The organism is Buttiauxella noackiae, from assembly GCF_000737905.1.
Classification (GTDB): domain Bacteria; phylum Pseudomonadota; class Gammaproteobacteria; order Enterobacterales; family Enterobacteriaceae; genus Buttiauxella; species Buttiauxella noackiae.
Map to the genome: position 1 here is coordinate 1 of NZ_JPRU01000007.1, position 14,558 is coordinate 14,558.

At 50.1% G+C, this 14,558-nt stretch carries 16 protein-coding genes and 1 riboswitch; of the genes, 6 read left to right on the forward strand and 10 right to left on the reverse strand.

Features of this window, described 5'->3' with window-relative positions; genetic code table 11:
• Positions 1-717: IS3 family transposase (locus IX31_RS20585; RefSeq protein ID WP_034461504.1), on the forward strand; the 717-nt coding region annotated here is incomplete at its 5' end.
• Between the two features lie 71 nt (positions 718-788).
• On the opposite strand, the gene IX31_RS20590 is transcribed toward IX31_RS20585, so the two are convergent.
• Together IX31_RS20590 and IX31_RS20595 are read right to left on the reverse strand one after the other, a co-directional pair.
• On the reverse strand, positions 789-1,106 hold the full coding sequence (locus IX31_RS20590; RefSeq protein WP_034461505.1) for a PTS lactose/cellobiose transporter subunit IIA: 318 nt from the start codon (positions 1,104-1,106) through the stop codon (positions 789-791).
• A 3-nt stretch (positions 1,107-1,109) separates the two neighbouring features.
• Entirely contained in the window at positions 1,110-1,418 is a 309-nt protein-coding gene (locus IX31_RS20595) for a PTS sugar transporter subunit IIB (protein ID WP_034461506.1), read from the reverse strand.
• Positions 1,419-1,707: 289 nt separating this feature from the next.
• Between IX31_RS20595 and IX31_RS20600 the strand changes: the two genes are divergently transcribed.
• Positions 1,708-3,060, forward strand: a complete 1,353-nt coding sequence (locus IX31_RS20600) for a PTS sugar transporter subunit IIC (protein WP_034461604.1) — start codon at positions 1,708-1,710, stop codon at positions 3,058-3,060.
• Complete coding sequence (locus IX31_RS20605) at positions 3,053-4,366, forward strand: 6-phospho-beta-glucosidase (protein WP_034461507.1); 1,314 nt, start codon at positions 3,053-3,055, stop codon at positions 4,364-4,366. Before IX31_RS20600 ends, IX31_RS20605 begins: the two co-directional genes overlap by 8 nt.
• Here the strand turns inward: IX31_RS20605 and IX31_RS20610 are convergent.
• The gene (locus IX31_RS20610; RefSeq protein ID WP_034461605.1) at positions 4,356-5,087 is read right to left on the reverse strand and encodes a GntR family transcriptional regulator; all 732 of its coding nucleotides are present in this window, start codon (positions 5,085-5,087) and stop codon (positions 4,356-4,358) included. The two genes, IX31_RS20605 and IX31_RS20610, sit on opposite strands and share 11 nt — an antisense overlap.
• Positions 5,088-5,191: 104 nt before the next feature.
• On the opposite strand from IX31_RS20610, the gene IX31_RS20615 reads away from it, so the two are divergent.
• Positions 5,192-6,337 (forward strand): SIS domain-containing protein, encoded by a 1,146-nt coding sequence (locus IX31_RS20615; protein WP_034461508.1) that lies wholly within the window; start codon positions 5,192-5,194, stop codon positions 6,335-6,337.
• Positions 6,338-6,422: 85 nt separating this feature from the next.
• Here IX31_RS20615 and thiH read toward each other — a convergent pair whose 3' ends face one another.
• From thiH to IX31_RS20650, 7 genes are all read right to left on the reverse strand, one after another.
• On the reverse strand, positions 6,423-7,553 hold the full coding sequence (gene thiH / locus IX31_RS20620) for a 2-iminoacetate synthase ThiH (RefSeq protein ID WP_034461509.1): 1,131 nt from the start codon (positions 7,551-7,553) through the stop codon (positions 6,423-6,425).
• On the reverse strand, positions 7,553-8,332 hold the full coding sequence (thiG, locus tag IX31_RS20625; RefSeq protein ID WP_034461510.1) for a thiazole synthase: 780 nt from the start codon (positions 8,330-8,332) through the stop codon (positions 7,553-7,555). The genes thiH and thiG overlap by 1 nt, the downstream gene beginning before the upstream one ends.
• 1 nt (position 8,333) lies before the next feature.
• Positions 8,334-8,534: a sulfur carrier protein ThiS gene (gene thiS / locus IX31_RS20630; RefSeq protein WP_034461512.1), complete on the reverse strand. Its 201-nt coding sequence runs from the start codon at positions 8,532-8,534 to the stop codon at positions 8,334-8,336.
• On the reverse strand, positions 8,518-9,273 hold the full coding sequence (locus tag IX31_RS20635; RefSeq protein ID WP_034461513.1) for a HesA/MoeB/ThiF family protein: 756 nt from the start codon (positions 9,271-9,273) through the stop codon (positions 8,518-8,520). Before IX31_RS20635 ends, thiS begins: the two co-directional genes overlap by 17 nt.
• Positions 9,266-9,901, reverse strand: a complete 636-nt coding sequence (gene thiE / locus IX31_RS20640) for a thiamine phosphate synthase (protein ID WP_034461514.1) — start codon at positions 9,899-9,901, stop codon at positions 9,266-9,268. The genes IX31_RS20635 and thiE overlap by 8 nt, the downstream gene beginning before the upstream one ends.
• Positions 9,901-11,802: a phosphomethylpyrimidine synthase ThiC gene (thiC, locus tag IX31_RS20645; RefSeq protein WP_034461515.1), complete on the reverse strand. Its 1,902-nt coding sequence runs from the start codon at positions 11,800-11,802 to the stop codon at positions 9,901-9,903. Before thiC ends, thiE begins: the two co-directional genes overlap by 1 nt.
• A gap of 88 nt (positions 11,803-11,890) precedes the next feature.
• Positions 11,891-12,004: riboswitch (TPP riboswitch) on the reverse strand.
• 50 nt (positions 12,005-12,054) lie between these two features.
• On the reverse strand, positions 12,055-12,558 hold the full coding sequence (locus IX31_RS20650; RefSeq protein WP_034461516.1) for an Rsd/AlgQ family anti-sigma factor: 504 nt from the start codon (positions 12,556-12,558) through the stop codon (positions 12,055-12,057).
• A gap of 103 nt (positions 12,559-12,661) precedes the next feature.
• On the opposite strand from IX31_RS20650, the gene nudC reads away from it, so the two are divergent.
• Together nudC and hemE are read left to right on the forward strand one after the other, a co-directional pair.
• The gene (nudC, locus tag IX31_RS20655; RefSeq protein ID WP_034461517.1) at positions 12,662-13,435 is read left to right on the forward strand and encodes an NAD(+) diphosphatase; all 774 of its coding nucleotides are present in this window, start codon (positions 12,662-12,664) and stop codon (positions 13,433-13,435) included.
• Positions 13,436-13,486: 51 nt separating this feature from the next.
• The gene (hemE, locus tag IX31_RS20660; RefSeq protein WP_034461518.1) at positions 13,487-14,551 is read left to right on the forward strand and encodes a uroporphyrinogen decarboxylase; all 1,065 of its coding nucleotides are present in this window, start codon (positions 13,487-13,489) and stop codon (positions 14,549-14,551) included.
• The last annotated feature ends 7 nt before the right edge of the window (positions 14,552-14,558 follow it).

Below are 14,558 nucleotides of genomic sequence, written 5' to 3' on the forward strand. Positions count from 1 at the left end.
CATCAGATTTTAGCGCTGTTCCATAAGCATAAAGGGCGATATGGATATCGGCGTATCACGCTGGCCGGTCGTCGGCAAGGGAGTTCACTGAATCATAAAACGGTTCAGAGACTGATGCAGCAGTTAGACTTAACCGCCTGTATCAGAAGGAAGAAATACAACTCTTACAAAGGGCGATATGGCAAAGCTGCGGGTAATGTGCTGAACCGCCAGTTCAGTGCAGACAAACCCAACCAGAAGTGGGTAACAGACGTGACAGAATTTAAAATTGCCGGGGAAAAGCTGTATTTATCCCCGGTCCTTGACCTGTATAACGGTGAAATCGTGGCGTATCAGATGGAGCATCGACCCGTTCTGTCGATGGTGGACGATATGCTGAGTAAGGCGCTGTCGGTTCTGAGTGAAGGTGAATATCCGCTGGTACATTCAGACCAGGGTTGGCAGTATCAGATGGCGCACTATCAGAAGCGACTCAGGGAAGCAGGGCTGAAACAGAGTATGTCACGCAAGGGAAACTGCTATGACAATGCGGTGATAGAAAGCTTCTTCGGCACGCTGAAAACGGAATGCCTGTATCTGGAGGAGTATAAAAGCATCAGGGAGTTACGGGATGCTATTGACGAATATATCTACTATTACAACCATGAAAGAATAAAACAGAAACTAAAAGGCCTGAGTCCGGTAGAGTACCGAACCCAGGCCCAGATAGCCGCCTGATATAAACCGTCCAACTTTATGGGGTCAGTTCAAAAGAGCGGTTTTTTTATACCTGAAATACCTGAAATAAATCAGTTAGCTAGAGGCAGACGGCGATACAGTTCAATCATGTCTTCGGCCAAATCCTGAATCACCATCGCGTTCATCAGGTGGTCCTGGGAGTGTACGGTAATCAAGTTAACCGGCAGTTTGCCAGTGCCTTCATCTAACCCGATAAGTTGGGTCTGAATTTTGTGAGCATGTTTCACAAACTCACGAGACTCTTCCATCGCTTGTTGAGCTGCTACGAAATCCCCTTTACGGGCCATTTGCAGAGCTGTCAACGCCTGGCTGCGCGCGCTACCTGCGTTAACCAACAATTCCATGATAATCGTTTCTAAATCTTCCACGTCTTATGACTCCATCATTTTCAAAGCTTTCTCGAGCACAACATCGCCTTTCATCATGCCGTAATCCATCATGTCGATGACTGCAACTGTTTTACCCATTGGCTCTGCAATCGCCTGTAGCTTAGCGTGTTCATATTTAACCTGTGGACCCAGCAGCACGATATCGGCGGTGTCGATATTGTCTTTAAATTCTGCAACCGGCACTGCCTTGATTGAGACTTCAATACCTTTCTTCTGAGCGGCGTCCTTCATACGTTGGACCAAAATGCTAGTCGACATACCCGCTGCACAACACAAAACGATATTCTTCATAGATCTGCTCTCAGTGTCCGTTGGATACACAGATAATTATCCGTGACGCCTCGGTACAACAACCGCTTTGCGGTGATTGTGTGTGAGGGGTCACAAAAGAAACTTGGATGGACTGAAACCGGTTACATTTTGAGTTTCCCTGGTAGCTTGCGATTGTGGAGCTGCTCACAAAACCCGCTTAATCCTGGTAAACCCCATTGTGCTCCATTGACAGAAAACCCTGAACTACATAGTCTTTAACTAAGTGGTATATACCACTAAAATCAAAACCAGCACAGTGAGCCACAACATGAAAAATTTCACTGCTTTTATGGAAAGGAAAATATTGCCTCTGGCAATGAAGATTGAAGGGAATGATTATCTCTCGGCGATTAAAGATGGTTTTATTCGGATTATGCCATTTCTCATTATTGGCTCTTTCTTTTTACTGATAGCCAATTTGCCGATCCCTGGCTATAACGAATTTATTATTCGTATTTTTGGTGAGAAATTTATTGGGCAGTTAAATTATGTTCTGGATGCCACCTATTCTGTAATGGCATTACTGGTAGTCTTGAGTACCAGTATTAGCCTGGCAAAACGTTGGAAACTTAATGAAATATCCTGTGCACTTATTTCCTTCGTCAGTTTTTTGATTGTCACGCCTTATAAACTCCCACAAGAAAATGGTGGTGTAATTAGCGATGTCATTCCAACCTTCGCGCTGGGTGCTCAGGGTTTATTCCTTTCGCTGATTGTGACGGTAACAGCAGTGCGCTTGTATCGTTTCCTTAACCACCCGCGTTTGACAATTTCTATGCCGTCGAGTGTTCCTCCTGCGGTGGCAAATAGCTTTAGCTCATTAATTCCATCATTTCTTATCATCGTGGCATTTTGGCTGATTCGCTTGTTATTTGAAGTGACTCCGTTCGGCACAGCGCAAGAGATGATTTTTAAGGTGCTACAAGCTCCGATGATGCAGTTGGGCAATACCTTACCATCACAAATGGTGGCGGAGTTTTTTGTCAGCTTCTTCTGGTTCTTTGGGTTGCATGGTGATTCTATTGTGACGGCCATTATGGGCCCAATCTGGCGTTCATTAACGCTTGAGAATATGCAAGCCATGAAGCAAGGCTTGCCACCAGTCAACATCATTACTCAACAGTTCCGCGATGTATTTTTAATTTGTGGTGGTACAGGGTTTACCCTCGCAATGTTATTGGTGATGTTGTTTCGGGCCAAAAGTAAGCGTATGCGTGAAATTGCCAAACTTGCTTCACCGGCCGCCATTTTTAATATCAACGAACCGATAATATTCGGTGTGCCTATTGCCCTAAACCCGCTGCTATTTATCCCCTTTATTATCGTTCCGGTTGTGCTATGCGTAATAACCTATAGTGCGATGGCTTTTGGTTGGCTACCTCTAACGTCTGGGCTAGAAATTCCCTGGACCACGCCCATTTTTATTAGCGGTTTTTTAATTTGTGGCTGGAAAGGCATGCTCTTCCAGGCAATTAACCTCGCAGTCGCAATGACAATTTATTATCCGTTCGTTATGACGCTGGATAAACAGTATCTACGAGAAGAAAACGAGCAGGAAGAAAGTATCGTCAATCAGGATGAAATAGTCCTGGAGTATAAAGAAGGATTGCGGAATGAATAAAAAATTAAAGATAGTGACCATTGGTGGCGGTAGTTCGTATACGCCAGAGATTATCGAAGGTTTTATCCAGCGCTATGCCGAAATGCCGATTAATGAAATCTGGCTGGTGGATGTTGAAGCCGGACGTGAAAAACTGGAAATCGTAGGAAACCTGGCAAAACGTATGGTCGAGGCGGCTGGCATTGACTGCCAGGTGCATCTTACGCTCGACAGACGCGAAGCGCTGAAAGATGCCGACTTCGTCACAACCCAGCTGCGCGTGGGGCAATTAGACGCGCGTATCAAAGACGAACGTATTCCCTTGTCACATGGGCTTATCGGCCAGGAGACTAATGGTGCGGGCGGGTTGGCTAAAGCATTACGTACCATTCCCGTGATTCTGGACATCTGCCGCGACATGGAAGAGCTGTGTCCGGATGCGTGGCTGATTAACTTCACCAATCCGAGTGGTATCGTCACCGAAGCGGTTATCAAACACAGCAAAATTAAATGCGTCGGGCTATGTAATTTATCCCAGTCAATGCAGCGCATGGTGGCAGAAATTCTCGGTGTGGATAAATCTCGCTTCTTGCTGCAACTCGTTGGCTTGAACCATTTCCTGTATGGCACCCACGTCTATATGGATGGTAAAGATGTCATGCCAGACGTGCTGAAAAATCTCAAATATGACAGCGAACACAAACCGAAAAATATCCCGGACATTCCATGGCTTCAGGACCAAATCCAACATCTTGGCGTGATCCCATGCCCTTATCACCAGTATTACTACGCCACCAGTGATGTGCTGGAAAAGCAGCTTCAGGAATTCGAAGAACATGGAACGCGTGGCGAAGTGGTGCAAGCGGTCGAGCATGAGTTATTTGAGCTGTACAGAAACCCACAGTTGCATGAAAAACCAAAACAGCTTGAGCAGCGCGGTGGGGCGTATTACTCCGAAGCGGCCTGTGAGTTAATCAGCGCAATCTATAACGACAAAAACCTCCTGATGACGGTCAACGTACGCAATAACGGTGCGATTCGTTCACTGCCGGATAATGTCGCCATTGAAACGACTTGTGTTATCGGTCGTTACGGTGCGATTCCGCTGAATAACGATCCGTTGCCTGCCACCGTTTCGGGTTTAGTTTCTCTGATGAAAGCATGGGAAGAAATGGCGGTGGAAGCAGCGGTTACGGGTGACTATGGTGCAGCTTTGCAAGCGCTAACCCTTAACCCACTGGTTCCTTCCGGCAAACTAGCAAAAGTGGTGCTCGATGAATTACTCGAAGCGCACCGCGAATATCTACCGCAATTCTTTAAGGGATAAGATTTTTACGGCTGCGCATTCTGAAGAGGTCGCCACGGTTATAACTCCAGGAGTAGTTAAACACTGTGCCGTCCTCAAGCCAGGTGCTCTCTTTGATGTGCAACATGGGTGAATTAACGGGGATGTCGAGCAGGGCTGCCATCACATCGTCAAACAGGCTCGCTCCTACCATTGAGTCTGTGCCGCCGATTTTTTGTTGGCACTTCTCTTCGATAAAGGCGTACAGCGAGTGGTTTTGTAACACGTCGTCGTCGATGGTATCGACAATCGCTAACGGAATGTAGCTGTCCTCAACTAATACTGGTGTCCCATCGAACAGGCGAACACGGCGAATAGCGTGGACAGGTTTGTTTTCAGGCACGCCAAACTGGTTGGCAAGGTATTCACCGGCAGGTTGCTGCACATGGTAAATCAGACGGCTGGTGATGGTGACTTTACCACTGAGTTCTTTCGTGACGCCCAGCGCACTGCTTTCGCCATCTGGGTTGAGCAAATAAACCGGTGGTGCAAAGGTGCGATTTACGTAGGTGCCTTTACCGACCACTTTTTTAACCAGGCCTTCTTGTTCCATATGAGCAATGGCTTTTTGCACCGTCGCACGCGTGACCTGGTAAGTTTCCGCCAGTTCGCGTTCAGAAGGGATCAGGGAGCCAACCGGGTATTTTTGGTTCTGAATATCGCGTTTAAGTGTATCGCGAATAAGGATATATACCGGTTTCATGGTTCCCCCGATAGGGTTGTTAATGAATAGGAATGGCGCAGAAGTCGGCATGCTAAAGCACTTCTTCGGCATGGCGCAAGTTTCATAACAGGTGGAAAATAAACATGTTAAATCATAATGAAGCGTACTGGCAGCAAAAGGGAGCCAGTTTGACCGTAGAAGCCATCGTGGCTCAGCCCCGTTTGTGGCAAGAAGGGCTTGAACGTGTGAAAGCACATGAAGCCGAGATTCAGGCATTCTGGCGAAAAAGTGATACTGACACGCGAATCCTTATTACCGGGGCGGGCTCCTCGCTGTTAGCGGCACAGGCGAGTGTGAACTGGTTGCGTAGTGTTGTACCAAATCAAATCGATGTGTTACCTGCAACCGATCTGGTACTGATGCCCGAAAGCCTGCACGATAATACCGTATTAGTATCCGTTAGTAGTTCGGGTAACACGCCTGAAACTGTGAAAGTTGTGGAGCGTGCACTCGCCGCCAACCCGAAATTGCGCCACCTCAGTGTCACCAACAACGTCAGCAGTCGCCTTGCTCAACTTGCACAGAAGCATTCAGAAGGGCTGTTTATACCGGTTCCAGAAGGCACTTCTAACGGCAGTTTTGCGGCGACTTCCGAGTTCACCATTCCCCTTTGGTATCTAATGTTGCTGGTGGCCCCTGCCGGCTGGTCTGAGGCCGAAAAAGTGCTGCCAATCTTGCAGCGTGGCATGAACCATTTTCTTACGCATTATGCTGCTGATATCGAACAGTGGGCGGCGGAGTCTCGCAACAATGTCGTGGTGGTCGGTTCCCTGTCGCTAAAAGCCGTTGCTTGTGAAACGAGTCTTAAACTGCTGGAAATGGGTAACGGCCAAGTGATGACGGCCTGGCATTCAATGCTGGAGTTCCGCCATGGGCCAAAGCTGATTATCAATCGCGATGCTACTGTTATCGGTTATCTCGCTGCATGCGCCGAAATCCACCGTTATGACAGCGACATGATGTCGGAACTGACCCACGAGCGAAGCGCCACAGCGCAAATTATTGCCATCGGTCATGATGCTCTACCTGCCGGCGTTAAGCTGGGGGATCGTTATTTTCATTTTGCTACACCAGAGTTGGCGGATTACCACGAATCCTGGGCGACGTTACTCTATGTCGCATTTGCGCAACTGGCCGGGCTTTACAGTGCCATTGCTCTGGGAATCACTCCTGATACTCCTTCTCGTGACGGTAAAGTCGCAAAAGTAGCGAAAGTCACCGTTTATTAATCGAAAAGCGGGGCGGCAGTTAGCGGAGAAGTTGCCGCCCCGGTTGGTTTCGGAATCTCTTTATTGGCTATGCAAACGCGCAGAACTAATGCGAATTTCTTCCCAAAAAACTATCCCAGTCTTTCCATACTGGCTGTAAGCCAGAGCGTGTTAATGCTGCTGCGACTTCAGCTGGTGTGCGCCCGTCGTGCGGAGCAAACTGCTCGAGCTCAGGGTGGTTGTCGGCATAACCACCCGGTTGAGTTTTAGAGAACGCACTGACATTGTTGATGGCGAGCGGGATCATATGATCCCGAAACCATGGTGATTCACGAGTAGAAAGTGAAAGCTCCACATCGGGCGAAAGCAGGCGAAACGCGCATATCACCTGCACCAGTTGGCTTTCTGTCATTATCGATGCCGGTTCTACTCCACCCGCACAGGGGCGTAATCGTGGAAATGAAATCGAATAACGGCTTTGCCAGTAGTTTTGCTGAAGCCAAAGTAAGTGCTCTGCCACCATAAAGCAGTCGGTGCGCCAACTGTCTGATAAACCAATCAACGCGCCGAGGCCTATTTTATCTATCCCCGCACGGCCCAGCCTGTCCGGTGTTTCCAGGCGCCAGAAGAAATTCTGCTTATTGCCCCGTAGATGATGTTGCGCGTATACCGCCTGATGATAGGTTTCCTGGTAGACCATTACGCCGTCTAACCCAAGCGCTTTGAGTTCAGCGTATTCGCGTTCATCCAGCGGCTGCACTTCCATTTGCAGCGAGCTGAAGCAGCGACGAATCGCCGGAAGATGCTGACGGAAATAATCCATGCCGACTTTGGTTTGATGCTCACCCGTCACCAATAACAAATGCTCAAATCCCAGCTTGCGAATCGCCTCGCATTCCCGCTCAATTTCTTGCTCATCCAGCGTCTTACGTTTGAGCTTGTTGCTCATCGAAAAGCCGCAGTAGGTGCAGTCGTTGGCGCAAAGATTGGAGAGATAAAGCGGAACGTAAAAACTCACCGTGTTTCCAAAACGCTGGCGAGTTAACTGCTGGGCCTGCTGTGCGAGCGGTTCAAGGTACTGACTGGCAGCCGGAGACAATAGCGCCATAAGATCATCGCGGGTAATCTTGCGGGTGCTTAATGCACGTTCTACATCGGCAGCGGTTTTGCTGTTGATACGAAGCGTGATGTCATCCCAGTCCAGCTCGCGCCAGCGGTCGGTGAAGGTTTGTGCCATCACAAACCCTCCTGGCTGAATTGCAGAAACTGGGTTAGCGGACTGGAAGCTTGTGCCTGCTGGTGGCGAGCCCCTAAACCGGATTGAGCGGCAATTGCTCCGGCTTCAACAGCCATGCGAAAAGCGTGGGCCATTTGAATGGGATCTCGTGCAACCGCAATGGCAGTATTCACCAGTACAGCAGCAGCCCCCATTTCCAACGCTTCTGCGGCATGGCTTGGCGCACCAATGCCAGCATCAACCACTACCGGCACGCGGGCCTGGTCGATAATGATTTCTAAGAATGCGCGGGTTTGTAAGCCCTGATTGGAACCTATTGGCGCTCCGAGCGGCATGACTGCCGCACATCCCACTTCTTCAAGCCGTTTGCACAATACCGGATCGGCGCCGCAATATGGCAGCACCACAAATCCCAGTTTGACGAGTTTCTCTGCAGCTATCAGTGTTTCGATGGGGTCGGGTAACAAGTAGCGGGCGTCGGGATGAATCTCCAGTTTTACCCAATGAGTGCCGAGCGCTTCGCGGGCCAGTTGAGCTGCAAAAATCGCTTCTTCCGCCGTTTTGGCTCCGGACGTATTCGGTAGCAACTGCACGCCTGCCTCAAGCAATGGCGCGAGGATCGCATCGTTATGGTTACGCAAATCGACACGTTTCATTGCCATCGTCACCAGTTGGGAACCGGAGATACGAATGGCCTCGACCATCACCTGCGGTGAAGAGAATTTCCCGGTACCGGTGAATAATCGTGATGAGAAAGTTTTATCAGCAATCTGTAGCATGTTAACCCCCGGCTATGGCCTGAAAAAGCAAGATTTGGTCGCCATCATTCAATAAATGGGTCTCCCACTGCTCGCGTGGAACGATAGTCTGATTGATGGCCAATGCGATCCCTGGCCTTATTAGACGCAACCGCTCCAACAAATTTTCCAGCGTCAGGTTATCCGGGCACTGCATTGGTTCTTCGTTAAAGTGGATGTGCATGTTGCCCTCCGCATACCGGGCAATTAGCTGCTTTCTGCATGGCGAGAGTTCGCCAGCTATGTTGACGGGCATCAAACAGACGCAAAGTCCCGGCAGCGGGAACCATACCGCTTATCAGTTTTATGGCTTCAAGTGCCTGTAATGTCCCCATGACCCCAACTACCGGGCCGATAATGCCTGCGGTGCGGCAATTGCGTTCTGGCTCTTGTTCATCCGGCCAGACGCAGCGATAACAACCGTTTTCCCATGGCGGCGTAAGGACCATCAACTGCCCGCCAAACCCCACTGCGCTGGCGGAAATCAACGGTTTATTATGCGCGATACATGCAGCGTTAATCCCCTGTCGTGTCGCCATGTTGTCGCTGCAATCCAGCACTAGATCGGCGCTTTTTACTGCCTGAGCTAATGATTTTCCAGCCAGGCGTTCGCCAATAACCTGGAGTTTAATATCAGGATTGAGCAGTTGAAGATGACGCTGTGCGACTCGTGATTTCGGCTGGTCGAGATCTGCTGAAGTGAACAGAATCTGGCGCTGCAAATTACTGATATGCACATTGTCATCATCAGCAAGAATCAAAGTGCCAACGCCCGCAGCTGCAAGATATAACGCGGCTGGCGAGCCTAGCCCGCCAAGCCCGACGATTAAAACTTTACTTGCGAGCAGCTTCTGTTGCCCTTCGATGGCAATGTCTTCCAGCAACAGCTGGCGGCTGTAGCGCATGAAATCTGTATCATTCATCGCCAGCCCCCACCAGTTCCAGTAGCTGCGCAGTAGCAGTTTGCCAGTTAGCAGCCTGAGTTATTGCGCTAACAACAGCCACACTGCCAACGCCAGTGGCGAGGACGGCAGGAACTCGTTCCAGGCTAATTCCGCCAATCGCCACGGTGGGATAATCACCGAGGGTTTTGATATGTTCAGCCAATTGCTCGAGCCCCTGCGGGGCAGACGGCATCTGTTTGGTATTGGTTGGAAAAACATGCCCCAGAGCGATGTACGAGGGGCGTGCCGCGAGGGCGCGATCCATTTCCATATTATCGTGAGTGGAAAGTCCAAGCCGCAGACCCGCATCGCGAATAGCGTCCAGATTTGCCACATCCATATCTTCCTGACCGAGATGCACGCCGTAAGCGCGATGTTTTATCGCCAGTTGCCAGTAATCGTTAATGAATAAACGTGCGTTGTAGCGATCGCCCAGTTTGATGGCCGCGATAATATCGGCTTCTACGTCGCTTTCGACTTTGTCTTTGATTCGTAGCTGGATGGTGCGTACACCAGCCTCTAGCAAACGCTCGATCCACTCCACACTATCCACCACCGGATACAATCCCAGGCGTTTTGGAACATCTGAAAAAGCTGATTCGCTCATCACACTTCCTCCTGGCGCAGGTAAATTTCACCGCCTTTTGCCCGGAACGTTTGCGACATATCTTCCATGCCGACTTCAATCGCCTGTTTAGCCGCGAAATCACGCACTTCCTGGGAGATTTTCATTGAGCAGAATTTTGGCCCGCACATCGAACAGAAGTGAGCGACTTTGCCGGATTCTTGCGGCAGCGTTTCATCGTGATAGGCGCGAGCGGTGAAGGGATCGAGCGCGAGATTAAACTGATCTTCCCAGCGGAACTCGAAGCGGGCTTTTGACATGGCGTTGTCGCGGATTTGCGCGCCGGGATGGCCTTTTGCCAGGTCTGCAGCATGCGCCGCAATTTTGTAGGTAATCAGCCCCTGTTTAACATCTTCTTTATTCGGCAGGCCGAGGTGCTCTTTTGGCGTCACGTAACAGAGCATCGCGCAGCCAAACCAGCCGATCATGGCGGCTCCAATACCGGAAGTGAAATGGTCGTAACCTGGCGCAATGTCCGTGGTCAGCGGGCCGAGTGTATAGAACGGAGCTTCGTGGCAATGCTCCAGTTCTTCGGTCATATTGCGGCGGATCATCTGCATTGGCACATGTCCTGGCCCTTCAATCATTACCTGCACATCGTATTCCCAGGCAATTTTGGTCAGTTCGCCCAGTGTATGTAGTTCTGAGAATTGCGCTTCATCGTTGGCATCCTGAATGGAGCCAGGGCGCAGGCCATCGCCCAGTGAGAGTGAAACGTCGTAAGCGGCACAAATTTCGCAAATTTCGCGGAAGTGCTCATACAGAAAGTTTTCCTGATGATGCGACAGGCACCATTTCGCCATAATCGATCCGCCACGCGATACAATTCCGGTCAGGCGTTTGGCTGTCATCGGCACATAACGCAGCAACACTCCAGCGTGAATAGTGAAGTAGTCCACGCCTTGCTCGGCTTGTTCCAGAAGCGTGTCGCGAAACATTTCCCAGGTCAGGTCTTCAGCAATGCCGTTTACTTTTTCCAGTGCCTGGTAGATTGGCACTGTTCCGATTGGCACAGGGCTATTACGCAAAATCCATTCGCGGGTTTCGTGGATATAGCGGCCAGTAGATAGATCCATCACGGTGTCCGCCCCCCAGCGTGTTGACCAGACCAGTTTTTCCACTTCTTCTTCAATGGAGGAGGTGACCGCTGAGTTGCCGATATTAGCATTCACTTTGACAAGGAAATTACGCCCGATAACCATTGGCTCAGATTCGGGGTGGTTGATATTGGCAGGGATAATTGCCCGGCCTGCGGCGACTTCGTCACGCACAAATTCAGGGGTAATATTTTCTGGCAGGCGCGCGCCAAAACCCTGGCCTGGATGCTGGTGGCGTAACACTTCATCGCGAATGCGTTCACGGCCCATGTTTTCACGGACGGCGATAAACTCCATTTCCGGCGTCACAATTCCCTGTCGTGCATAGTGCAGTTGCGTAACGATTTTTCCAGCCTTAGCGCGCTTAGGCGTGAGTTGTGTTTCAAAACGCAATTCGTCCAGGCCATCATCAGCAAGGCGCTCTTTGGTATACGCAGAGCTACGGTCGGTCAGTATTTCGCAGTCATCACGTTCGGCAATCCAGTTTTCACGCAGTGGTGAAAGCCCGCGCAGAACGTCGATGCTGATTGCCGGGTCGCCATACGGGCCAGAAGTGTCATACACCGGTATCGCATCGTTAGGGGTGAATAAAGGGTTTTCTTTGGTACCGCCAGTTGCGGTTGGGCTGAGTTGAATTTCGCGCATCGGTACGCGGATATCATCGCGTGAGCCAGTTAGATAAATACGTTGGGAGTTGGGGAAAGCAGTACCTTCCAACGTATTGATAAAATGTTGGGCAGCAGCGCGTTGTTCGCGGCGGTTTAGTTTTTTTTCAGTAGTAGACATAGCTCATTCCAGTGTTTATCAGGAAGTGGCTTGTCAGAACAACGGAGGAGTAATGAATGTGGGGCGCCCGCGTACGGGTGAACCCAAAAGCAGAATTACTCTTGTTCCCTTCGCAGGTATTAGCCTGATCAGGTTCCGCGGATCCCGAATTAACGGTCTCAGCCGGTGTTCAATTAAACACTCGGCACTCCGACAAGATAAACCCGTATTGCTACGGGTCGCTATGTAAACTACTCGTTAACAGAGCAGAACTCAAGCCGGACGTGCAAGGCTGCCGGTATCGTTAGCACTGTCATTTAAATCATTGTCGTACGCCAACAGAATGAGTTTATCTTCCAGCGAGAAACGTGATTCCAGCGCTTCGCCGATGCCGGATAATGCTTTCTGGAACTCAATATAGTTATCATCATCGATAGCACTTTCGAGATGCGAATCGTAAAAATCCATAATGTGTTGGGTGTTGGCTTCAAGCTGCGGATAAAGGTGAGTTGCGGCTAAAAGTGGGCTGCTACCTTCCATTTCGCTGATAATGCGTTCATAAATATTGAAATGACCGGCAGAAAGATAATCCACCAGATTATGGCAAAAGTTATCCAGAGCCTTTTCATTGAGCGCGGTATGGGATTCCTTGTTAGGCTTGATCCCTACCATATTGTAATAAGCCACCAATAAATGTTTGCGGGCATGTAGCCATTGGTCGATTAACTCATTACTACCACCGACGCGCTCAGTCAGATTTTCTAACTGGTTAAGCATGATTGACTCCGTGATTCCGTGAGTAAAAGATGTAACGCAAACGTACCCAAAATTGTTACGACCATTTGTTTATACCAGCGAACTCGGGGATGTGCACCAGGTTATGGAACGTGTAATTCAAAAGTTAGATCAGGGCTGGTTTATCGTCAGTCATGAACAAAAATTGTGGTTGCCGAAAGGTGAGCTACCTCACGGAGCGGCGCAAGATTTTCAGCTTGAGGGTGCGGTTGGGATGCATATCGGCGAGTGGGAAAGTGAGCCGGTGTGGTTAGTGCGACAAAATCGCCGTGCAGATATGGGCTCAGTGCGCCAGGTTATTGACCAGGACCCAGGGTTATTTCAACTTGCCGGGCGTGGCGTGCAGTTAGCCGAGTTCTATCGCTCACATAAATTCTGTGGTTACTGCGGCCATGAAATGCACGTTAGCAAAACCGAATGGGCGATGCTGTGTAGCCATTGTCGTGAACGCTACTATCCACAAATTTCACCGTGCATCATCGTGGCTATCCGCCGTGACGACCACATTCTGCTTGCTCAGCACACACGCCATCGCGGTGGGGTTTATACCGTGCTGGCCGGGTTTGTCGAAGTAGGGGAAACCCTCGAGCAAGCAGTGGCGCGTGAAGTGATGGAAGAAAGCAGCATCCACGTGAAGAATTTGCGTTATGTGACTTCCCAACCATGGCCGTTCCCGCAATCTTTAATGACCGCATTCATGGCGGAATATCACAGTGGTGAGATTGAAATTGACCCGAAAGAGTTACTTGATGCGGGTTGGTATCGTTATGACCAACTTCCGTTATTGCCGCCACCTGGTACGGTTGCTCGTCGACTGATTGAAGACACTGTCGCCCTGTGTCGGGCAGAGTATGAATGACGTGGTAAACTGGCGGAATGTATTTAGAGTTCCAGCCAAAGGAAATGCAAAATGACTGAACTGAAGAACGATCGTTACCTGCGGGCGCTGCAACGCCAGCCTGTAGATACCACGCCAGTATGGATGATGAGGCAGGCAGGTCGTTACTTGCCAGAATACAAAGCAACACGTGCCCAGGCCGGCGATTTTATGTCGCTGTGCAAAAATGCGGAGTTGGCTTGCGAAGTGACTTTGCAACCGCTGCGTCGCTACCCGTTGGATGCGGCGATCCTCTTCTCCGACATCCTCACCGTACCGGATGCGATGGGGCTTGGCCTCTATTTTGAAGCGGGCGAAGGCCCACGTTTCCGCTCACCTATCACCAGCCGTGCTGATGTTGAAAAGTTGCCGATTCCTGATCCGGAAGGTGAACTGGGTTATGTGATGAATGCAGTGCGCACCATTCGCCGCGAGCTAAAAGGCGAAGTGCCGCTGATTGGCTTCAGCGGTAGCCCGTGGACGCTTGCGACTTATATGGTTGAAGGCGGTAGCAGCAAAGCCTTTACCGTGATTAAAAAGATGATGTATGCCGACCCGCAAGCGCTGCATCTTCTGCTCGATAAGCTGGCGCAAAGCGTCACGCTATACCTGAATGCGCAAATCAAAGCTGGCGCGCAATCGGTGATGATTTTCGATACCTGGGGTGGCGTGTTGACCGGGCGTGATTATCAGCAGTTCTCGCTCTATTACATGCACAAAATCATTGATGGCCTGCTACGTGAAAACGAAGGTCGTCGCGTGCCAGTGACTATGTTCACTAAGGGTGGCGGCCAATGGTTGGAAGCGATGGCTGAAACGGGATGTGATGCGCTGGGATTAGACTGGACGACCGATATCGCCGATGCTCGTCGCCGTGTAGGCCATAAAGTCGCACTGCAGGGCAATATGGACCCGTCCATGCTTTATGCTCAGCCTGCACGTATCGAAGAAGAAGTCGCAACGATTCTGGCAGGATTCGGTAAAGGTGAAGGCCACGTCTTTAACCTGGGCCATGGCATTCACCAGGATGTTCCGCCAGAACACGCGGGTGCATTTGTTGAAGCGGTACATCGTTTGTCGAAACCGTATCACCTGTAAAAATCAG